The organism is Bacillus sp. AL-1R, assembly GCF_052180195.1.
Lineage (GTDB): Bacteria > Bacillota > Bacilli > Bacillales > Bacillaceae_G > Gottfriedia.
On the sequence record NZ_CP197469.1, the window covers coordinates 4385005 to 4406394 of the forward strand.

Annotated in this window: 22 protein-coding genes; 1 reads left to right on the forward strand and 21 read right to left on the reverse strand. The window is 34.1% G+C overall.

The genetic code is table 11. The annotated features are described in order from the left end of the window. Positions 1-25 precede the first annotated feature (25 nt). The 18 genes from spoVT to metG form a co-directional block, all read right to left on the reverse strand. The gene (spoVT, locus tag ACSBO6_RS21010) at positions 26-562 is read right to left on the reverse strand and encodes a stage V sporulation protein T (RefSeq protein ID WP_114347079.1); all 537 of its coding nucleotides are present in this window, start codon (positions 560-562) and stop codon (positions 26-28) included. 231 nt (positions 563-793) lie between these two features. Next, positions 794-4324: a transcription-repair coupling factor gene (mfd, locus tag ACSBO6_RS21015; protein WP_098846219.1), complete on the reverse strand. Its 3531-nt coding sequence runs from the start codon at positions 4322-4324 to the stop codon at positions 794-796. A 172-nt stretch (positions 4325-4496) separates the two neighbouring features. Then, the gene (locus tag ACSBO6_RS21020) at positions 4497-4730 is read right to left on the reverse strand and encodes an anti-sigma-F factor Fin (RefSeq protein ID WP_180232930.1); all 234 of its coding nucleotides are present in this window, start codon (positions 4728-4730) and stop codon (positions 4497-4499) included. Between the two features lie 90 nt (positions 4731-4820). Next, positions 4821-5384, reverse strand: coding sequence for an aminoacyl-tRNA hydrolase (pth, locus tag ACSBO6_RS21025; RefSeq protein ID WP_098846217.1), 564 nt, complete (start codon positions 5382-5384; stop codon positions 4821-4823). Positions 5385-5488: 104 nt separating this feature from the next. Further along, positions 5489-6442: a ribose-phosphate diphosphokinase gene (locus ACSBO6_RS21030; RefSeq protein ID WP_069033957.1), complete on the reverse strand. Its 954-nt coding sequence runs from the start codon at positions 6440-6442 to the stop codon at positions 5489-5491. A gap of 43 nt (positions 6443-6485) precedes the next feature. Beyond that, complete coding sequence (gene glmU, locus ACSBO6_RS21035) at positions 6486-7844, reverse strand: bifunctional UDP-N-acetylglucosamine diphosphorylase/glucosamine-1-phosphate N-acetyltransferase GlmU (RefSeq protein WP_098846216.1); 1359 nt, start codon at positions 7842-7844, stop codon at positions 6486-6488. Positions 7845-7985: 141 nt separating this feature from the next. Beyond that, complete coding sequence (gene spoVG / locus ACSBO6_RS21040) at positions 7986-8276, reverse strand: septation regulator SpoVG (RefSeq protein ID WP_056474486.1); 291 nt, start codon at positions 8274-8276, stop codon at positions 7986-7988. 207 nt (positions 8277-8483) lie between these two features. Continuing rightward, positions 8484-8855, reverse strand: coding sequence for a RidA family protein (locus ACSBO6_RS21045; RefSeq protein WP_098846215.1), 372 nt, complete (start codon positions 8853-8855; stop codon positions 8484-8486). A gap of 53 nt (positions 8856-8908) precedes the next feature. Continuing rightward, complete coding sequence (gene purR, locus ACSBO6_RS21050; RefSeq protein WP_098846214.1) at positions 8909-9748, reverse strand: pur operon repressor; 840 nt, start codon at positions 9746-9748, stop codon at positions 8909-8911. Between the two features lie 53 nt (positions 9749-9801). Continuing rightward, entirely contained in the window at positions 9802-10671 is an 870-nt protein-coding gene (ispE, locus tag ACSBO6_RS21055; RefSeq protein WP_498843955.1) for a 4-(cytidine 5'-diphospho)-2-C-methyl-D-erythritol kinase, read from the reverse strand. 185 nt (positions 10672-10856) lie between these two features. Then, complete coding sequence (locus ACSBO6_RS21060; RefSeq protein ID WP_069033981.1) at positions 10857-11015, reverse strand: small, acid-soluble spore protein, alpha/beta type; 159 nt, start codon at positions 11013-11015, stop codon at positions 10857-10859. 119 nt (positions 11016-11134) lie between these two features. Further along, positions 11135-11404, reverse strand: coding sequence for a biofilm formation stimulator Veg (gene veg / locus ACSBO6_RS21065; protein WP_069033953.1), 270 nt, complete (start codon positions 11402-11404; stop codon positions 11135-11137). 199 nt (positions 11405-11603) lie between these two features. Continuing rightward, complete coding sequence (gene yabG, locus ACSBO6_RS21070; RefSeq protein WP_098846212.1) at positions 11604-12482, reverse strand: sporulation peptidase YabG; 879 nt, start codon at positions 12480-12482, stop codon at positions 11604-11606. Between the two features lie 190 nt (positions 12483-12672). Beyond that, positions 12673-13548, reverse strand: a complete 876-nt coding sequence (rsmA, locus tag ACSBO6_RS21075; RefSeq protein WP_098846211.1) for a 16S rRNA (adenine(1518)-N(6)/adenine(1519)-N(6))-dimethyltransferase RsmA — start codon at positions 13546-13548, stop codon at positions 12673-12675. Continuing rightward, on the reverse strand, positions 13548-14102 hold the full coding sequence (rnmV, locus tag ACSBO6_RS21080; protein WP_098846210.1) for a ribonuclease M5: 555 nt from the start codon (positions 14100-14102) through the stop codon (positions 13548-13550). The genes rsmA and rnmV overlap by 1 nt, the downstream gene beginning before the upstream one ends. Before the next feature lie 139 nt (positions 14103-14241). Continuing rightward, positions 14242-15465, reverse strand: coding sequence for a G5 and 3D domain-containing protein (locus ACSBO6_RS21085; protein WP_142339218.1), 1224 nt, complete (start codon positions 15463-15465; stop codon positions 14242-14244). Between the two features lie 186 nt (positions 15466-15651). Further along, positions 15652-16422, reverse strand: a complete 771-nt coding sequence (locus ACSBO6_RS21090; protein ID WP_098846208.1) for a TatD family hydrolase — start codon at positions 16420-16422, stop codon at positions 15652-15654. Between the two features lie 423 nt (positions 16423-16845). Then, positions 16846-18822, reverse strand: a complete 1977-nt coding sequence (metG, locus tag ACSBO6_RS21095) for a methionine--tRNA ligase (RefSeq protein WP_098846207.1) — start codon at positions 18820-18822, stop codon at positions 16846-16848. A 303-nt stretch (positions 18823-19125) separates the two neighbouring features. Here metG and ACSBO6_RS21100 point away from each other — a divergent pair, with 303 nt between their 5' ends. Next, entirely contained in the window at positions 19126-19410 is a 285-nt protein-coding gene (locus ACSBO6_RS21100) for an AbrB/MazE/SpoVT family DNA-binding domain-containing protein (RefSeq protein ID WP_088014761.1), read from the forward strand. A 107-nt stretch (positions 19411-19517) separates the two neighbouring features. Here ACSBO6_RS21100 and rsmI read toward each other — a convergent pair whose 3' ends face one another. Genes rsmI through ACSBO6_RS21115 form a run of 3 tightly spaced genes read right to left on the reverse strand, consistent with a single transcriptional unit; the run spans position 19518 to position 21382 of the window. Then, positions 19518-20393: a 16S rRNA (cytidine(1402)-2'-O)-methyltransferase gene (gene rsmI / locus ACSBO6_RS21105; protein ID WP_098846242.1), complete on the reverse strand. Its 876-nt coding sequence runs from the start codon at positions 20391-20393 to the stop codon at positions 19518-19520. Beyond that, on the reverse strand, positions 20389-20655 hold the full coding sequence (locus tag ACSBO6_RS21110; RefSeq protein WP_498843956.1) for a GIY-YIG nuclease family protein: 267 nt from the start codon (positions 20653-20655) through the stop codon (positions 20389-20391). Before ACSBO6_RS21110 ends, rsmI begins: the two co-directional genes overlap by 5 nt. After that, a complete protein-coding gene (locus ACSBO6_RS21115; RefSeq protein ID WP_098846205.1) occupies positions 20642-21382 on the reverse strand; it encodes a tRNA1(Val) (adenine(37)-N6)-methyltransferase in 741 nt (246 codons plus the stop codon). The genes ACSBO6_RS21110 and ACSBO6_RS21115 overlap by 14 nt, the downstream gene beginning before the upstream one ends. Positions 21383-21390 lie beyond the last annotated feature (8 nt).

The following is a 21390-nucleotide window of genomic DNA, read 5'->3' on the forward strand; positions in this document are numbered from 1 at the left end:
TGGTCCATGTTTACTTCATATATGATTATTGCTCCATTTGTCTAGCTAAGAAATTAGTAGCAGTATCGATCGCTTTCTTTTCAACTTCGGAAATAGTTTTATCTTTTGAAAAGATAACAACAGCTCCAATTGGATCCCCACTTGCGATGACTGCTCCTACTGCATAGGATTGATATTTTTCAATTACACTTTCGATAAATGAAGCTTCCCCAGGTTCGCTAACTACTTTTGAGTTACGCTCTGCCATCGTTTTCTCGATAATATCACCAATGTTTTTGTTTAAGTATTCTTTTTTGGAAGCCCCTGCAACTGCTACAACAGAATCTCGGTCACTTATTATGACAGTATGTCCAAGTGTGTCGTAAAGTGCATCAGCGTATTCCTTCGCAAAATCGCTTAATTCACTAATTGGTGAATATTTCTTTAAAATGACTTCTCCATCTCGGTCCACAAATATTTCTAATGGGTCACCTTCACGAATCCGTAAAGTTCTCCTAATTTCTTTTGGTATTACTACTCGACCTAAATCGTCAATTCGACGAACAATACCTGTTGCTTTCATACTTGTAAAGCGCCTCCTCACTTACTTGCATGTCTACGTTGATGAAAGATATCCGAGTGACAATGAGGTAAGGTCACCCTTAATTAATGATAGTATCCTACACAACGAAAGTTCTATACAAAATAAGTGAGATTTTTTAACACCTTTACTAAAAATATAGTACTATAAGCACTTTTTGGTAACTTATAAATACTTTATCGCAATATTAAAGCAGCCATTCAGATTATGTTCCTAAGCATTTACGCTCTCTTTTTTAACGTTCTTTAACCCATTAATTAAACCTTCTAGTGTAGTAAGCCAGTCAGCTGGATTTTTTCCTTTAACGTCTAGTGTTACTTTTAATTTTGATCCATCCATTCCTAAGCCAATACCTCGACCGAATGAGTTACATAGTTGGAACAACTTCCCGCCATCGATATTAGCACTTGCCTTTTCAGAAAAATAGACACTTACTTCTGATTTAACTTGTTTAATCAGTTCAATCTTCTCTGCAATAGCTAAAAGTTTAATATGAGCAACTTGACATAGATAGCCAACTTCTAGCGGGAAATCACCAAAACGATCCATTAATTCATCTTGTAAATCATTTAATTCTTCAAAAGTTTCAATACGTCTAAATTGCTTGTACATCTCAATTTTTTGCTTACTATCTTGAATATACGTATCAGGTAAATAAGCATCTACTTCAATGTCAATTTCAATTGAAATGGTATCTTCTTTCTTAACGCCTCTACGCTGCTCAATTGCATCTTTTAACATTTGAGAATATAAATCAAAACCAACCGAATCAATAAATCCGTGCTGTTGTGCACCTAGTAAATTCCCTGCACCTCGTATTGATAAGTCACGCATAGCGATTTTGAAACCTGAACCTAGTTCTGTAAATTCTTTAATTGCTTGCAGACGCTTCTCGGCAACCTCAGTCAACACTTTATCTTGTTTATATGTGAAGTAAGCATATGCCACTCTATTCGAACGTCCTACGCGCCCTCTTAATTGATAAAGAGTTGATAGCCCCATTCGATCTGCATCATATACAATCAATGTATTAACATTTGGAATATCTACACCTGTTTCGATAATCGTCGTGCTGACTAATACGTCATATTGGCCATCTAAAAAGGCATACATAACTGATTCTAGTTCCCCTTCATTCATTCGACCATGAGCTACAGCTACTTTTGCATCTGGTACAAGCATTGAAATCTGTTCAGCCATACGTTCAATATCTTCCACTCGATTATATAAGAAATAAATTTGTCCATCTCGAGCAAGCTCTCTTTCAATCGCTTCCCTCACTAATGCAGCATTATATTCAACTACATATGTCTGAACTGGAAAACGATTTTCTGGCGGTGTTTCAATAACTGATAAATCTCTTACTCCTAGCATCGACATATGCAATGTACGAGGTATTGGAGTTGCTGTTAACGTTAAAACGTCTATATTTGCTTTTAGTTGTTTTATTTTTTCTTTATGGGATACACCGAATCTTTGCTCTTCATCAATAATTAAAAGTCCTAAATCTTTATATACAATATCTTTTGATAATAGACGATGTGTTCCAACTACTATATCGACAGAACCTTCTTTTAAGCCTTTCATCGTTTCAAGCTGCTGCTTGCGAGTTCGGAAACGATTTAACAGACCGATATTAATTGGATGATCTTGAAACCTCTCTCTTAATGTTTCGAAATGCTGCTGTGCCAAAATTGTAGTAGGAACTAGTATAGCAACTTGCTTACCTTCAACAATTGCTTTAAAAGCCGCTCGAATAGCTACTTCTGTTTTTCCGTATCCTACATCACCGCAAAGCAGTCGATCCATTGGACGTTCTCTTTCCATATCCTTTTTAATTTCTTGAATTGATCTAAGTTGATCGTCAGTTTCCTGATAAGGGAATGAAGCTTCAAATTCTTGTTGTTCGAGTCCATCAGGTGAAAATGCATAGCCTTTTGATGCTTCGCGTTCTGCATAAAGCTTAATTAAGTCATCAGCTATATCTTGAACTGAACCTTCAACCTTCTTCTTAACTTTTTTCCAATCAGTCCCACCAAGCTTATAAATCTTTGGCTCTTTACCTTCAGATCCAACATACTTTTGTACTTGATCAATTTGTTCAATCGGTACGAATAATTTATCATCACCATGATATCGAATATGTAAATAATCTTTATGAATTCCATTAATCTCTAGTGTTTCAATTCCTAAAAATTTACCAATACCATGATTTACATGAACAACATAATCTCCAACTTTTAATTCTGAGTAATTTTTTATTCGTTCTGCATTTGATAATTTTGTATTGACTCTTTTTTTCTTCTTAGCTTTTTTTGTGAATAACTCACGCTCTGTTATGAGAACAAATTTTTCTAAAGGAAGTTCGAACCCAGAACGGAGATCACCTTTCATAATGTATACTTCACCATTTTTTATTTGTTCCAGTGAAGAAACAATTTTACCCTCAATTTTATAATCTGCTAATATATTTTCAATTTTACTTGTTCTTTCTTCACTTTCGCCGAGCATAACAATGGTATATTTATTTTTCTTCCAACGATCTAATTCATTTTTCAACAGATTCATTTGTCCATGAAACTCTTGCATCGATTTACATTGAATTGAGACTACCTGTTCAGGATGCGTATGAGGTACTCTTCTTGGAAAAAGACTCGTGTGAATTTGTTGGCGCTTTCTTGATTGCAGTAAATCAAAAAAGTCATGTGAAAAACTTACTCCATGTAATGCATTTCCTTCAGCTAGTAAGGATGTATACCACTCTGCTTCATCCTTTTTAAGCTGCTCTACAATTTCATGAACCCTCGAAATCTCATCAATAACAACGACAGTTTCCATAGGAACATAATCTAGTAAACTAAATTGGTTTTCATAGATTAGACCAAAATATTTGTATATTTGATCAATCAATTGCCCTTGTTTTAGTTGTTCAAGATCATAAGTTACCTTTTCAACCAATAACTCTTTTACTTGTTGATCACTTATTTTTGATAGAGTTGTTTTGAATGCTTGTTCGATTCGTTGAACGCCTAATTGCAAATCAGTTTTTGAAATAATCCTTTCAGTCGCCGGACCAATATGGACACTCTCATATTTTGTAATAGATCTTTGAGAATCAGGAGAAAACGAACGGATTGAGTCGATTTCTGTGTCAAAGAGCTCAATTCGAATAGGGTCTTCATACGTTAGCGGATAAATATCTAGAATTCCTCCGCGTACGCTAAACTCCCCTTTACTTTCAACCATCCCAACACGTTCATAGCCCATTTGAACAAACTTTGAAATCAAATTCGATAAGTCGATTTCTTCACCAATTTCAAAATTGATCTGGTTGTTAGACCATAACTCTGGAGATGGCAAATAGCCAATTAATCCAGAAACAGGCGTAACGACTATCGACGGTTTTTTTGACATCAAACTATTTAACGCAATTAGTCTTTGTGATCTAAGCTCCGGACTTGATACTGCAATCTCTGAAGCAATCAATTCATTTGCAGGATATAAAAAAACTTTATCTTCCCCAACAACCGATTTTAAGTCTTCCGATACTTTTTGAGCTTGAAGAAGATTATTTGTCACAATTAACTGAGTTTGCCCAGTTTCTTTAAAAACGGCTCCAGAAAGCAACGTTTTCGCAGACCCCGTTAAATTTGTAACCAATTGTTCTCTTAGCCCATTTTTTAGGCCACTTATTACTTTCTTAATATCTTTATACTGGTTAAATTGTTCAATTAAACCAATCACGAAGTCAATCTCCCCTAACAGTCAATCTAAGTAACATTAATCTTAGTTGAAGTTTATATTTATAATTTTTTTAACTTTATCATTTTAAGTATCATTCATAGCTAAACATACTAAATCTTAACAGAGTCTAGAAAAAAACAGAAAAACGCCTCAGTTATAAACCAAAGGCAATTTAATTTATGAAATTCTTATATTCATGATAATGTGGAAACTCAGATAGAGTCATTTCGCAATCCTCGCACACAATATAAATTACTTGATTAGGAGATTGAATAAAATTTACAAAATCGCTTAATTCTTCCTCGAAAGAATGACAATACGAAGATGAAACTTGTAACAATTGTTGTTTTTCAATACTACCCATTTGTTTTTTACAATACCGACACTGACAATCTAATACTTCCATTACTTCCTCCATACTACAAAAAAATTCATATATACAGTATGGATTGTACTAACTATACTTATTCAATGTGAAAGCTTAAATTCCTGTTTTTTATTTTTTATTATATTGATTCATTACATCCACGAATGAATGCTTTAAAAAATATTCACATGCATCTGCAGCTCTTTTTACGCCAGCAACTACTTCTGCAATTTCTTCTTCAAAAAAGTTTGATAATACATGGTTAACGACACTCATTCCATTTGACGGACGATCAACACCAATTCGAATACGTTGGAATTCTTGAGTTCCTAAGTGCTGAATTAATGACTTTATACCATTATGCCCCCCGGCACTTCCTTTTGTACGTAAACGTAACTTCCCTGTTGGAATATCCATTTCATCATATAAGACAACAAGATCTTCTATTTCAATATTGAAGTAATCCATGAATGGTCTTACACATTCACCTGACAAGTTCATATATGTTAAAGGTTTTAATAAGAAAACTTTTTCTCCGTCCACAATTCCTGAAGTATAAATTCCATTAAATTTTTGTTGGGTTAACGATAAACCCCATCGGTGAGCTAATTCATCGATTGCAATGAACCCGATATTATGTCGCGTTCTTTCATATTCTCTGCCTGGGTTGCCTAATCCTACAAACAACTTCATTTCATGATCCTCCATTCTAACTCACTTGGTTATATTGCGAAAAGACGTAACCACTTCTGGTTACGTCCTCTTATAATTTTTAAAGCAAAGATGTAATTTTTATATTAATCAAATAAAGTACTTACTGATTGCTCTTCATATACACGAATAATCGCTTCACCTAATAGGCCAGCAACTGATAATTCAACAAGTTTATCAGTCTTTTTATCTTCAGTAAGACAAATTGAATTTGTTACAACTAATTCTTTAATACAAGAGTTTTCGATACGATCAATTGCCGGTCCAGACAATACAGGATGTGTACAACATGCATATACTTCTTTTGCACCATGCTCTACTAATGCATTAGCAGCAAGTGTAATTGTACCCGCTGTATCAATAATATCATCAATTAAGATAGCCGTTTTACCATCAATATTACCGATGATGTTCATAACTTCAGCAACATTTGGTTTTGGACGACGTTTATCAATGATAGCAATCGGAGCTTTTAGGCGATCTGCCATTTTTCGAGCTCTTGTTACTCCACCATGGTCAGGAGAAACAATTACGATATCTTCAAGCTGTTTTTTTCTAAAGTAATCTGAAAGGATAGGTACACCTAATAAGTGATCAATCGGAATATCAAAGAATCCTTGAATTTGTGGAGCATGTAAATCAAGTGTAATCACTCGAGTTGAACCCGCAGTTTCAAGAAGATTTGCAACTAATTTTGATGTAATCGGCTCACGTGAACGAGCTTTACGATCTTGACGAGCGTAACCATAATAAGGAATTACGATGTTAATTGTTTTAGCTGATGCACGTTTTAAAGCATCAATCATAATTAATAATTCCATAATACTTTCATTTACAGGGAAACTTGTTGATTGAATGATAAACACATCACAACCACGGATACTTTCCTCTATGTTAATTTGCACTTCGCCATCGCTAAAACGAGAAACCGAACATTTACCAAGCTCTACACCAATGTGCTTTGCAATTTCTTCTGCTAATTTAGGATTCGAGTTTAGAGTAAATACTTTTAAATGCTTGTCTGGATAATGATTAGGCATGTTTCGTGTACCCTCCGCTTTTTTTCTTTTCTTTTGTCTATAATTAATTTTTATAGTAACCTTCTTTATTCACTTGTCTTGCTCTTGCAATTGCTAGTGAATCTTCTGGAACTTCATGAGTAATCGTTGAACCTGCTGCAATATATGAACCTTTTTTAACCGTTACAGGTGCAATTAAATTTGAATTACACCCAACAAAGACGTTGTCTTCTATCGTTGTTTTAAACTTATTCTTACCGTCATAGTTCACAGTGATTGAGCCACAACCAAGATTAACACCTTGACCAATTTCCGCGTCACCAATATAGCTTAAATGTGATGCTTTACTTCCGTTACCAAAAGTAACTTTTTTAGTTTCAACAAAATTACCAATTCGAACTTCATCACCTAAAGTTGATGCCGGACGAATGTGAGCAAATGGTCCCACTGTAGTTGAATGACCAATTTTACTCTCATGTACAACAGATTGTTTAACCACTGTATCATTACCAATTTCACTATCGATAACTTCAGTATTTGGGCCTATTGTACTACCCGTTCCAATTATACTATTTCCATAGATCATTGTGCCAGGGTAAATAATTGTATCAGAACCAATTTTTGCATCTGCCGAGATATATGTGCTAGCTGAATCAATAATCGTTACACCGTTCAACATATGCTTTTTGTTTATATTTTTGCGCATGATTGATTCTGCAATAGATAATGCATATCGATCATTTACACCTAATGTTTCATCGAAATTTGCCGTTTTATATGCAGCTACTATTTCGCCCTTTGCTTTTAGTATCTCTATAACATCTGGTAAGTAATACTCACCTTGAGCGTTATTATTATTTACTTCGCTTAATGCTTCAAATAATGCTTTATTATCAAAGCAATATGTACCTGTATTTATTTCTTGAACTGTTAGCTCTTCAGGACTTGCATCCTTATGCTCAACAATTTTCAATACAGACCCATTTTCGCCCCTAATTATTCTACCATAACCAGTTGAATCCTCAAGATGGGCTGTTAATATTGTAGCTTTTGCCTTTAATCTTTCGTGCTCGTCGAATAACGCTTGAATTGTCTCTGGTGAAATTAAAGGTGTGTCACCACAAATTACTAAAGTAGTGCCTTCTTTATCTTTTAACATTGGCGCTGCTTGAATAACAGCATGTGCAGTACCTAATTGCTCAGCTTGTAGAGCATATTCACTATGATCACCTATTTGTGTTTTAACTAGTTCCGCTCCGTGACCTACAACGGTTACAATATTTTGTACACCTACTGATTTTACGTGGTCTACAACATGTTGAACCATAGGTTTCCCACAAACAGGGTGAAGTACTTTATATAATTTTGATTTCATTCTAGTACCTTTTCCTGCAGCTAGAACAATCGCATATTTACTTGACATAGTCATCCTCCATCAATCTAAATACCTATACCTGTTAGCTCAAAATGCTAATTTTAATATTTTTCCACAAAATACATCCATTTTATTATACCATAAAAAAAGAACCCATTATACATTAATGGGTTCTTTTTGGTCATATTTTTAAGAAGCACCTGCTTCTTCAAAGTCTTCTTCCAACTCACCTACTCGGTGATATTCAGCTAATACAGAATCCTGTATTTTGCTACGAGTTGAAGAGTTAATCGGATGAGCGATATCACGGAACTCTCCATCCGGAGTACGTTTACTTGGCATTGCTACAAATAAACCGTTATTACCATCGATTACGCGAATATCATGAACAACAAATTCATGATCTAATGTAATCGATGCAATAGCTCTCATTCGACCCTCCGTATTTACGCGGCGTAGTCTTACGTCTGTCACTTCCATCTTGTTCACCACCTTTATCAACTTAAACCATAATTAGTAAGTTTCAACAATTATCAATAATTTCCTTCTTTTTGGAAAATTTTTTATTTAAATTATTTAATTTTTACAAATGTTTACTAAATTAAAGTCCTCAACTTATTTATCGGAATATTTTAATTGGATTTTAACGAATATAAAAAAAACCTGAAAAAGTTTCAGGTTTTTGGCTTATACAACTGCGATACACTCGATTTCAACTAGCACGTCTTTAGGTAGTCTTGCAACTTCCACACAGCTTCTTGCAGGCTTGTGTCCATTGAAAAATTCTTCGTATATACCATTAAATTCAACGAACATTGTTAGGTCTTTTAAAAATACAGTTGTTTTAATAACTTTTGACAAGTCTGTACCAGCTTCTTCTAGAACAGCCTTAAGGTTCGCAAACACTTGCTTTGTTTGTTCTTGAATTCCACCTTCTACAAGATTTCCCTCTGCAGTTAATGGAATTTGACCAGAAGTGTATAATAATCCATTAGCGATTATTGCTTGAGAATATGGTCCAATTGCTTTTGGTGCATGATCAGTATGAATTAATTGCATTATGTATCTTCCCCTTCTTCACTAATTTAGGTAGCTTATTCAATAAGCAACTATCAGTTTTCAGTTTTAATAAATGACTCTTCTTGGAAATTGCCTCTTTCGACACGAATAAGCTGTTCTCTTTCATTTACCTCAGATAACTTTACAAGTGATATATAATCTTCAACTAATCTTTCTTCAATATTTACTGCTTCAACTAATACACCAATTCCTGCAACATTTGCCTGAAATTCCTTCAGTAAATTTTTCATCCCAGTAACCGTTCCACCAGCTTTCATGAAATCATCGATAATTAAAACATTTGAACCTGCCTCGATGCTTCTTTTTGCCAATGACATTGTTTGTATACGTTTTGTTGATCCAGATACGTAGTTAATACTTACTGTTGATCCTTCTGTAACCTTGTTATCTTGACGAACAATTACAACTGGTACATTTAAAAAATTTGCAACTGCGTACGCTAAAGGAATTCCTTTTGTTGCGATTGTCATAACGATATCTATTTTTTGATTACTGAATATTGATGCAAACATACGTCCTACACTATTAACATAGTTAGGATTGCTTAATATATCAGTCATGTACAAGTATCCACCAGGCAACACTCGGTCTGGTTTTTGAAGTAGATCACATAATTCTTCAATTACTGTATTTACTTCTTGATTGCTAATACTAGGAATATACTTTACACCACCAGCTGCTCCTGGGACAGTCAATAGTGTCCCAATACCTTGCTGTTCGAACGTTTGCTTAATAATACCTAAATCCTCACTGACAGATGATTTAGCAGACGCATATAAATCAGCAAAAAAAGTTAATGATACTAATTGTTGTGGATGATGCAACAAATAGTGTGTCATACCTACAAGACGAGAGCTTCTTCTAATTTTCATGCAGCACCTCAAATCACGAATATTTTATAAAAATTTTATAATAATATTCGTATTTAATCAAGTTTTTCCCTTTCACCTAACATCCGAACGGCGTATACTTGATCGCAGAAACCTTTTAGACCGTTATAAACGCGATTCATCCTAGAATCATGGCGAACTAATCCGAACACCGTAGGACCACTTCCACTCATTAAAACGGCATCTGCACCAAAGCGTTTCATTTGATCTTTAATCATTGCAACCTCAGGGTGTAGTTGCAGTGTAACAGTTTCTAATACGTTTCCTAAAGATAGACAAATTTCATCGTAATTTTTATTCGATATGGCATCGACCATACGATCTACATCAGGATGCTGAATATTATCTAATTTTAGCTTTTGATAAACAGTAGCTGTTGAAACGCCCTGTGTTGGTTTCGCTAAAATAACCCAACAAGGTGGTGGTGTATCAATATGTTCGATCTTTTCGCCACGACCTGTAGCAATAGCAGTTCCGCCATAAACACAAAACGATACATCCGACCCGATTTTTGAACCAATTACCGCCAATTCATCCAACGAACAATTTAAATTCCAAAGCTTATTTAGACCTCTCAGTACGGCCGCTGCATCTGAGCTACCTCCAGCTAAACCAGCAGCTACAGGAATATTTTTTGTTATAAAAATATGCGCTCCTAATTTAACTCCGAACATTTCTTTGAGTAGCATTGCAGCTTGATAAGCTAAATTGCGTTGATCATCTGGTACGTAACGATTATGTGATGTAACGACAATCTTATCTTCTTGAATAAGCTCTAATTCAATTCGATCAGCTAAATCGATCGTTGTCATGATCATTTTTACATCATGATATCCGTCGCTTCTTTTCCCTACTACATCTAATGAAAGATTTATTTTCGCGGGAGCCTTCACCATTAATTTCACTATTCTCACCTTCTTATGAACACTTACTTTTTTGCTATTGTATCATAATTAACTCATAAGAAAAATGTACCCCAATGAATGTGAGCTCCAATCATTCTATTTTATTTATGGAAGATTCACAAAAACCGAAGCAAAATGCTTCGGTTTGATGTGTAGACAAATTCGTTTGTCGAAGTGAAGATTGTTTATTGTTGCTTATTAGATAATTGTAACTCAGCTAATTCGATTGCCCTTTTAACCATGTTGCCGGCATCCTTCGCTCGAATGCCTCCCCAGCCTTCTTTTTGAACGACGTCATAGAAACCAAGATCTTTTGCAAGTTCCTCTTTAAAGCTCTGTGACATTATACCTCTTTTTCTTCTACCCAAAAAAAGCAACCCCCTTTTTCCACTTCGACATTGTTAGTATGTGTAAATCAGTTTCATTTCATGAATTATAAAAAGAAAAGGGACAGTAGAAAATTCTACTGTCCATTCGCCATCAGTCCACTTGTATGGTCATCACAGAAAAACAATTCAACTGTTTCTGTTAAGATATCAGCATAACTAAAAGATAAGCGTTCAAATGCGTTCTCTTCTTGATCTAATTGTACTACGAATATGGATGGATATGTTTCTGCTAATACACCGGAACGTTCCACAGTCTTTCTACGTCCGCTATTTGCTTTTAATGTAAGTCGTTGTCCAACATGACTATCTAAAGTATCCTTTATTTCAGATAATTTTTTTGCCATTTCATACCACCTCACTAAGACAAGTATACCATCTTATGTAAACTAAGTCAAAAAAGATAAAATTATACCAACGTTACTGGCTACCTGTCAATATTTTTTTGCAACACCTGTTTATTATTTGTGAAAATCTGAAAATTTATGTATGAAAAAAAAGATTTTCTACATACGAGTTCTCTCGTTAATGTAGAAAATCTTTTCCTTACTCCTCTTCCATCGATTGGAAAGGCAGTCCTGTTCTTAAAATTCCTTTTGTTTCTACTCCACCTAGTCCCTTTTCACCTGTAATTGTATTACGAACCACATCATATACATTTACACGATCCATAAATGAAGTGAAACTTATCTTTCCAACTACATAAACAGGATCTAACGCATGTATGTTTACCCTAGTTGGTGAACTTGCAAAGTTTGCTCCTGCACGTATAATCGCCTCAAAGTGAGATTGACATGCTCCAGCAAATATTACAAGATGGTCTAAAGACGGAACCTTTTTTCGTGCCTCTTTTACAGCATCGACAAAATATCTTGAATGTCTGTAAGCATCTAAATCAGTAACGACACCTTTTGCTTTTGTGTATGCATCGTGACCAGTTATAACTAATATATCAGGGCGATAATGATCTAAATAATAACCAATTTTCGTTGGTAACTCTGTTTCCTTACAATAAATCCCTTCAACGGGAACACCCATCTTATTATACATTTCAAGACATTTTTTTAAATAAATTGGATCCCCATCGATGTGTAGAACCCGACCTGGTATTTGAAAAAGATTTACATCTGTTCTAAATCCATTTGTTGCTTGAAATCTTCTTTTTTCTTTTTGTTCCATAGCTTCTCTTTTAAATAGTTTGTAGTTTTCCTCAATTTGAACAGATGATCTTTTACCTTTTTCTCGATACTCTGATTCAATGATTACTCGCAGGTCGGATAAAGGCGCATCAGCAATTAAACGAAAATCGTCACCATATAAGACAGCAATGACTTCATCCCCGATTTGTTTTACCTCCACTACTCGAAAAACTAGGTCATATTTATAAGATGCTCTTTCTACTATATCTCCTACATTAATATTCACATGCCTTCCCCTCCAAAAAAGCTTAAGTACACTACGAGTTCGCTCTCTTTTTTTAGATTATGTATGGACAAAAAAAAGGGTGAAAAGAAGGTTTATTGAACTTTTGTAGGGCATCAGAACTAAAATAAAATATCAAATAAAAAAGATGATTACAAACTAGTTGTTAAATTAGCTTATAATCATCTTTTCATTATTTTACTTGCTTATATAGACTATTACTTAATGTTGCAAATTCTTGAATTGATAAAGTTTCGCCTCTTCTCGTTCCTTCAATACCTGCCTCTTGAAGGCAAGCTTCAAGAATTGCCTTATCTTTTTTCAGTTGAGAAAAATTATTTAATAAATTATTATTTAATGTTTTTCTTCTTTGAGCAAAGCTCGCTCTAACTACTTCAAAAAAGAATGATTCATCAATTACCTCTGCTGCTGGTTCTTCACGTTTTACTAGCTTGATAACAGCGGAATCCACATTTGGTTGTGGCATGAAGACCGTTCTAGGTACAGTCATAACCGTTGAGGCATGTGTATAAAACTGTATTGCAATTGATAGTGAACCATAATCCTTTGTCCCCGGCTTTGCGGCGATGCGGTCAGCTACTTCTTTTTGTAGCATACAAACAATTCCTCTAATTGGTAAACCTTCTGTTAATAGCTTCATGATAATTGGTGTTGTTACATAATAAGGTAAATTTGCAACTACCATTATATCTGATTCATTAGGCAAATACTCATTAATCGCTTTTTCAACATCTGCCTTTAGTACATCTTCATTAACAATTTGTATATTATCATATGGGGAAAGTGTATCTTCTAAGATTGGGATTAGTCTATTATCAATTTCAAAAGCTAATACTTTCTTAGCACGCTTAGCAATCTGCTCTGTTAATGCCCCAATTCCCGGTCCAATTTCAATTGCGCAACTTTCTTCAGTTAAATCTGCATAACTTACAATGTTTTCTAGTATATTTGTATCAATTAAGAAATTTTGACCATAACTTTTTTTAAAGAAGAAATCGTACTTGGCTAATATTTCTTTCGTTCGACTAGGTGTCGCGATATCCTTCATTATTTTTCCTCCATTAAAACTTTTTTTACTGCTTGCCCAAATTCATCTTTTGATATTTGAAACATTTGCAGTCTTTTCTCTAGTTGCTTACCGTTTGTATAACCTATATTAAGAATTTTACCAAGTTGATCTCGCCTTTTACTTGAAGAGGGATGTCCAATTAATCCGGCATCTATTAAATCTTCTTTTGTAATTTCTGATTCGACCTCGATAAATTCTTGCTTAACATGAATTAAAGCATTTCGAATAGATTCTCTAGTAGCATGCTCGATTCCTAATCCTTTTTTACCTGAACGAACAGCTTCTTCCTTTGGTAAAAACGCATGTTTGCATCCTGGTACATGCTCTTTAATTATCGAGCGAATACGTTGACCAGGGTAATCAGGATCTGTAAATACGATTACGCCTCGAGTCTTTTGAGCATGCTTTATTAAATTTAAAGTATCCTTATTTATAGCAGAACCACTTGTTTCAATTGTATCTGCATCAACAGCTCTTTTAATTGCCGCCGTATCATCTTTACCTTCAACAACAATAATTTCTTTAATTTTCATTTGTTCCTCCAACCAATACAAGTATATGTAATCATACCATAAGGATAATAAAACTTCATACTCTCTTAAAAGTAGTATAAAAAAAGCAGAAGGACTTATCCTTCCACTTTCTTTCAAACAACGATCTATTTAAAAAATATTAACTAATAATACGAATTTTTACCGTACGACGACCAAAATCAAAGCAATCGTCTTTTGTAGGCATTAAAATATCAATTCTTTTGCCTTTAATTGCTCCACCAGTATCACCAGCAATAGCAACGCCATACCCTTCAACCCAAACTTTAGAACCTAAAGGAATAACCTTTGGATCTACTGCAATCAGTTTCTTGTTCGGATTTTTACGGATATTAATACCTATAGCTGTTATACCAGACATTCCAGCATCATAAGGAGAATATGCAGTTGCTTCAACATACATTTCTTTTACTTTGCTACTTGATTTAGGCGCACTAGATTTAGACGTACTAGATTTTACTAAAGCACTTGATGATGGTACAGACTTAGTTCCTACTGCAACTACTCGATCAACAGGTTCTTTTAATAGAGTTTCATCCACTAGTGTTTTAGAAACTACTTTACCATTTTCTTTGATCAGTTCAAAGTTACGTTTAACAAGTCCTTTTACACCTTCTGAAATGACCGAAGATTCATTTTTAAGCATAGAAGAATCTTTTTGCTCTTTTACTTTAAAATCTACAGGCTCTTCCACCACATCGTTGACTTTTTCGACACGGATAACTCGAACTGTATCATTTTGTTTGATCATTTCGCCAGCACCTGGTTCAACTCGGTCAAATTCGTTTAAAGTAATGTTCTGCTTTTCTAAAAAGTCAGCGACAGTAGTCGAAGTTGTAAATACTTTTTTAGAAACTCCTCCGTCATTTAATACCATTGGGAATGATTTTTCGTAAGATACTTTACCGTTTTCCTCTAATGGTGTCGACAGTGCAGGCATTATAACATCATCAGGATTGATGTTAATATTTTGTTCTTTTAATAATTCCTTTACCGTTTGAGCAGTTGTCATAATGACTTTTTCTTGCCCATCGATCGTAAGTTTAACAGGTTTCGCTAAATGAACTGTAATATCCATATCATCTGATATTTTCGTTTTAGCTGACGGATATAATTCATCTGCATTTGTAATATTAATATTTTGTTCTTTTAATAATTCAGCCACAGTATTTGCATGTGTTTGAATAACCTGTTCCTTCCCGTCTACCTCAAGAGTTACTTGTTCTTTAAGTCCCTCATATGCTCCTGTACCTACTGATCCAGTGAAAACTAAAGCTCCTGCAAGTTGTACTGCTAGTTTTTTACTACTCCCAAGTCTAGAAAGTAACCTATTCGCGTCTATCACGATTATACTCCTCCTTTTTGCCTGAGAAAAAAGATTGACTAGCTCCAAACCTATTAACTAGTGCTTCTACTCTACTGAATGTATGTTTACTAGATTTAGAAGTAGAAGAGTTTTCTTTCGACAAATTCTTCAACTCTTCATACGTGAACTGTGACAAATATGATCTATTCGTACTAGTTCATAAGATCATTTGTTAATCTGAAAAATATTACACGCATTTTCAAAAGTTCGTTTTTGAACTTCTTCAACTGATAGATCTTTTAAACGTGCAATTTCTTCAGCAACAAGTGATACATAGCTAGGTTCATTTCTTTTTCCTCTATACGGATGTGGTGTTAAGTATGGACAATCCGTTTCGATTAATAGATTTTCTAACGGAATTTCTGTCGCTACTTCTTTTGGTTTTTTTGCATTCTTAAATGTAACTGGTCCTCCTAGTGAAATATAGAAGTTCATTTTAATACATTCTTTTGCCGTTTCCACACTTCCGCTGAAGCAGTGCATAATGCCACCTACTTCTGATGCATTTTCTTCTTTTAATATAGTTACAATGTCTTCTGTTGCGTCTCGATTGTGAATGACAATCGGTAGTCCGCATTCTTTTGCTAATTGAATTTGTTTACGAAATACTTCTTTTTGGATTTCTTTTGGAGACTTATCCCAGTAGTAATCTAATCCAGTTTCACCAATTGCTACTACTTTAGGATGTTTTGATAATTCTTTAATCCATTCAAAATCTTCCTCAGTTGCGTCAATTGCATCAACTGGATGCCAGCCAATCGCTGCATAAAGAAAATCGTATTTCTCGATTAATTCCATTGCTTTCGTAATTGTCGGTCGATCAAAACCAACAACTACTTGATGAACAACTCCTGCTTCTAAAGCTCTATTAATTACTTCTTCAAGGTCTTCTTTATATTGATCTGCATTTAAATGTACATGTGTATCAAAAAGCATTTTTACTTCCCCTTTGCTCATCTGAGATTTAGTCTAGCATACCGTAAAATTTCTTACCTAACGCACAGTTAACAATTCCGTTACAAAAAGAAACAGTCAAATTTAAGCAGTTTCTAATAGTTTTTTTAAAATGTTTTAAATTAATTCCATGTTATATCAAGACTTTTTACCTTTTTAAACTAAATTCTGATAATTTTTTTAGTTTACTATTGTAATCATTCTGTAATATTTTCTTCATATAATGACATTTTCTAACAATAACTTGTTAACACCTGCCATAAATCAACAAAATATTATCATATTTGTGATTCTTATGTTATTTTTACAATTTTCTGCACAATACAACAATTATTCCAATAAAACAAATAAAAAAAGAAAAGCATTTCATGTTAGTTTTTACACGAAATACTTTTCCTAGTAACATTATTTAATAATCGTACCGTTTGGTAATGATTGATCGATTGTTGCAAGTGATAGCTTACCTTCAATACTTCCTGCTAGGATCATCCCTTCGGATAATTCCCCTCTAAGCTTAACAGGCTTTAAATTCGTCACACAGATCACTTTTCTACCGATTAAGTCTTCTGGTTTATAGTATTCCGCTATACCCGAAACAACTTGTCTTGATTCATTCCCTAAATCTAATTGAAGTTTTAGAAGTTTTTTTGCTCCTTTTATTGCACCTGCTTCTTTTACTTCAGCTACCTTTAATTGAACTTTAAAGAAATCATCAATTGTAATCTCAGGAACAGTTTCTTCCACTTTCTCTTCTACCACTGGTTTAACAGTGCCTTGCATTTGTTCTTTAATATATGCAACTTCAACCTCTGTCTCGAGTCTTGGGAAAATTGGTTCACCTTTTTGTACTCTCGTATCCTCTTGAATTGCTCCAAATTCATTCAAGCTATCCCATGAAAGAATTTTCTCATCAACTAGTCCTAATTGATTGAAAATTTTTGCTGGAGTTTGAGTTAAGAAAGGTTTTAATAAAATCCCAACTTGACGTAAAGATTCCGCTAGATGCGCCATTACTGAAGCTAGTTCTTGTACACGGCTCTCGTCTTTAGCAAGTACCCACGGTTGCGTCTCATCAATATATTTATTTGTACGACTAACGAACTGCCAAATATTTGTTAACGCAACTGAAAACTCCATATTTTCCATTGCTTCTTCTACAGTTTCTTTCGTGTTTTTTGCCACCTGTTGAAGATTTGCATCAAAATCCGTTACTGTTCCATTAACTGCAGGAATATTACCATCAAAATATTTTTGGATCATTGCAATCGTTCGATTTAATAAGTTACCTAAATCATTCGCTAAATCAAAATTAATACGGTCAACGAATCCTTCAGGCGTAAATATTCCGTCTGATCCAAAAGGTACTTCACGTAATAAGTAGTATCTTAGAGCATCTAAGCCGTATCGATCGATTAAAACTACTGGATCTACAACATTTCCCTTTGACTTACTCATTTTGCCGTCTTTCATTAATAACCAACCGTGGGCAAAGACCTTTTTAGGTAATGGTAAGTCTAATGCCATTAACATGATTGGCCAATAGATTGTATGGAAACGTACAATTTCTTTACCAACTAAATGAACATTTGCCGGCCAATATTTTTTATAGTTCTCTTCATTATCTGAACCATATCCTAACGCTGTAATATAATTAGATAAAGCATCAATCCATACATAAATAACGTGCTTAGCATTACCAGGTACTTTTACACCCCAATCGAATGAAGTACGTGAGACTGCTAAATCTTCTAAACCTGGTTTAATAAAATTATTTATCATTTCATTTTTTCTAGATTCAGGTTGAATAAATTCTGGATTTTCCTCATAATACTTCAATAAACGGTCGGCATATTTACTCATTTTAAAGAAATAAGACTCTTCTTTAACTAATTCTACTGGATGACCGCTGTCGGGACTTTTTCCACCAATAATTTTTCCTTCTTCATTATATAAAGGATCTACAATTTGTGTTTCAGTATAGAACGTTTCATCCGGTACGGAATACCATCCTTCATATTCGTCCAGATAAATATCACCTTGATCAAGTAATTGCTTGAAAATCTTTTCAACAATTTCTTTATGTCTGTTTTCTGTTGTACGGATAAAGTCATCATATGAAATATCTAATTTCGTCCATAAGTCCTTGATACCAACAACGATATCATCTAAGTATTTTTGAGGTGTGACATTTAATTCTTCAGCTTTACGTTGAATCTTTTGACCGTGTTCATCTGTACCCGTTAAATAAAAAACATCAAAACCTCTAAGTCTTTTATATCTAGCCATTGCATCCCCAGCAACAGTCGTATAAGCATGACCTATATGTAATTTTCCGCTCGGATAATATATTGGGGTTGTAATATAAAAAGTTTTATTACTCATTGACCAAAAATCCTCCTTCAAAAATTTCTAAATATTGACACTAAATTATTCGCATGATTTTGTATTTCATTATAAAATGAAAAATGAGTTATCTGCATATACCCATCTACTATTACAACTTCATACTAATTTTATAAGTTAAATTTTACACAATAGTAACATCTATTTCTATTATTTCTCGTAATTATACATACATTTTCTCTTTAATTAACCCATTTTGGCATAGTAGCATTACGTAGCTCTTTCTTTTGAACTACATATTACATTTATTTTCATAAAAACTTTATAATAGGAGGATTAATTATGAAATCTACAGGAATTGTCCGAAAGGTAGACGAGCTTGGCCGTGTAGTAATTCCAATTGAACTGAGAAGAACACTAAATATCACTGAAAGAGACACACTTGAAATATTTGTTCAAGATGATCGAATTATCCTAAAAAAGTATGAGCCAAATATGACTTGTATGATGACGGGAGAAATTTCTCAAAATAATCTTGAGGTTGCTGATGGTAAAATTGTTTTAAGTAAAAAAGGCGCTGAGCTTCTAAAATTCGAGATAGAACAATTTATAGCTAATAATAATTAAATCGAAGAGGCTGCTTATTTTAATTACATTCTCTAAATTAAAAGCAAGTAAAAATGAGTAGAGAATTACAAATAAGTAAGACAGCCTAACTTCATTTTTAAACTAGATTAAATCTCGTGATATTCTGCGTAGACGTCCCTTTTATTTAATGAACGATCCTTCGCAACAAGTTTTATTGCATCTTTACTTTTTTCATTTTTTTCATTTATGTACCAATCGACATGCTGGTTAATGGATAGTTCTTGCCACCAACATTCCTCATTGTTTTTCACATCTTCTTCTGATGCCCCTTCTAAAACAACTACAAACTCTCCACGTACTTCTTCATTCGTTGCCCAGTCTATTGCTTCACTTACTGTCCCTCGTAAAAACTCTTCAAATTTCTTTGTTAATTCTCTACAAAGTACAACTTTTCGGTCACCTAATACTTCGAGAATAACGTGTAGTGTTTCTTTTAAACGATGTGGAGACTCGTACAAAATGACTGTACTACGTTGCCCCTTTAACGGTTCCAATTGCTTCTTCTTATCTTTCTTTTGACGAGACAAGAAACCTATGTATAAAAATGAATCGGTAGGTAGTCCAGATGATATTAAAGATGTTAAGGCAGCATTTGCTCCAGGTAATGGGACGACAGAAATACCTTCTTCCAAACAAAGTTTTACAAGCTCATAACCTGGATCATTTATGCACGGCATACCTGCATCACTTACTAATCCAATTTTTAATCCTTGTTTTAAGTCTTCTACAAGTTTTAATCCTGCTTTTTCTTTATTATGCTCATGATAACTCACTAATGGTGTTGGTATTTCGAAATGATTACAAAGCTTTTTCGTATTACGAGTATCCTCTGCTGCTATATAATCTACTTCCTTTAGTATTCGTACTGCTCTAAACGTCATATCTTCTAAGTTGCCAATAGGTGTTGGTACTAAATAAAGACAGCCTAATTCTTCATTTAAGAAACTCTTTTGACTTTTAATCATTGCTCGTTCCTCCTCTCATATATTTTTCTTTGTTCTCTCTTGATAATTGCTTAAAAGCATATTCAGCCTGCATCGCTTCTCTTTTTGTCGGGTATTCCTCAAAAAATATACAATTTACAGGTGTTCTCCCCCTAGTATATTTTGCACCCTTACCATCGTTGTGTTGTTTTACTCTACGCTCAATATTTGTTGTATATCCTGCATAGAAAGTTGCATCGGAACATTCTAGCACATATAAATAGTGTTTATGATCTTCCATATAGAATTTCCTTTAACTCTGATGTATACTCGTTATTTTCCTCGTAAACGTAGATTGGAGGCAAAATTTTAAGGTCTGCCTTACCACCTTTAATACCTTCAATTAAAAGTGTATTGGCTTCTTTACCCATTTTAGGATAGACAAACTGAATTCTTTTCGGCTCGATACCATGTTTACGCATTGTCGTAACAATATCCAACATACGTCCTGGACGATGAACCATCGCCAATTTCCCACCATGCTTCAAGAGTTGTTTACTTGCATTAATTACTTCCTCTAAATTCGTTTTAATCTCATGTCTTGCAATTGCATAATGCTCATTCATGTTCTGTTCAGAAGTCGGAATATCTTGAAAGTATGGTGGATTACACGTAACAACATCTACAAATTCTCTACCTATTTCGTTTGGTGCATTTTTTAAATCATCATGAATCATTGATATTTTTTCAGCTAACTTGTTATATTCAATGCTTCTTTTAGCCATATCAACTAATCGCTCTTGTATTTCTACACCAATTATATTTGCATTAGATCTGCGGTGTAGCATCAATGGAATCACTCCATTACCAGAGCATAAGTCAACAATCGTACCCTTTTGGATTGGGACATATGTAAAATTAGATAAAAGGACTGCATCTAATGAAAATGAAAAAACAGATGGGCTTTGAATAATCCTCATATCATCAGTTAATAAGTAATCTAATCGTTCGTCACCTTTAAGCATAATTAGTTCCT

Excerpts from the sequence above, each read along its gene's own strand:
- spoVT (WP_114347079.1), bottom strand. The coding sequence starts at position 562 with ATGAAAGCAACAGGTATTGTTCGTCGAATTGACGATTTAGGTCGAGTA.
- spoVG (WP_056474486.1), bottom strand. The coding sequence starts at position 8,276 with ATGGAAGTGACAGACGTAAGACTACGCCGCGTAAATACGGAGGGTCGA.
- rsmA (WP_098846211.1), bottom strand. The coding sequence starts at position 13,548 with ATGAAGGATATCGCGACACCTAGTCGAACGAAAGAAATATTAGCCAAG.
- ACSBO6_RS21020 (WP_180232930.1), bottom strand. The coding sequence starts at position 4,730 with ATGGAAGTATTAGATTGTCAGTGTCGGTATTGTAAAAAACAAATGGGT.
- glmU (WP_098846216.1), bottom strand. The coding sequence starts at position 7,844 with ATGTCAAGTAAATATGCGATTGTTCTAGCTGCAGGAAAAGGTACTAGA.
- rnmV (WP_098846210.1), bottom strand. The coding sequence starts at position 14,102 with ATGAAAATTAAAGAAATTATTGTTGTTGAAGGTAAAGATGATACGGCG.
- ACSBO6_RS21110 (WP_498843956.1), bottom strand. The coding sequence starts at position 20,655 with ATGGAAGATCATAAACACTATTTATATGTGCTAGAATGTTCCGATGCA.
- ACSBO6_RS21060 (WP_069033981.1), bottom strand. The coding sequence starts at position 11,015 with ATGTCACAGAGCTTTAAAGAGGAACTTGCAAAAGATCTTGGTTTCTAT.
- ACSBO6_RS21030 (WP_069033957.1), bottom strand. The coding sequence starts at position 6,442 with ATGCCTAATCATTATCCAGACAAGCATTTAAAAGTATTTACTCTAAAC.
- metG (WP_098846207.1), bottom strand. The coding sequence starts at position 18,822 with ATGAGTAATAAAACTTTTTATATTACAACCCCAATATATTATCCGAGC.
- ACSBO6_RS21100 (WP_088014761.1), top strand. The coding sequence starts at position 19,126 with ATGAAATCTACAGGAATTGTCCGAAAGGTAGACGAGCTTGGCCGTGTA.
- ACSBO6_RS21045 (WP_098846215.1), bottom strand. The coding sequence starts at position 8,855 with ATGCAATTAATTCATACTGATCATGCACCAAAAGCAATTGGACCATAT.
- pth (WP_098846217.1), bottom strand. The coding sequence starts at position 5,384 with ATGAAGTTGTTTGTAGGATTAGGCAACCCAGGCAGAGAATATGAAAGA.
- purR (WP_098846214.1), bottom strand. The coding sequence starts at position 9,748 with ATGAAAATTAGAAGAAGCTCTCGTCTTGTAGGTATGACACACTATTTG.
- veg (WP_069033953.1), bottom strand. The coding sequence starts at position 11,404 with ATGGCAAAAAAATTATCTGAAATAAAGGATACTTTAGATAGTCATGTT.
- ACSBO6_RS21090 (WP_098846208.1), bottom strand. The coding sequence starts at position 16,422 with ATGCTTTTTGATACACATGTACATTTAAATGCAGATCAATATAAAGAA.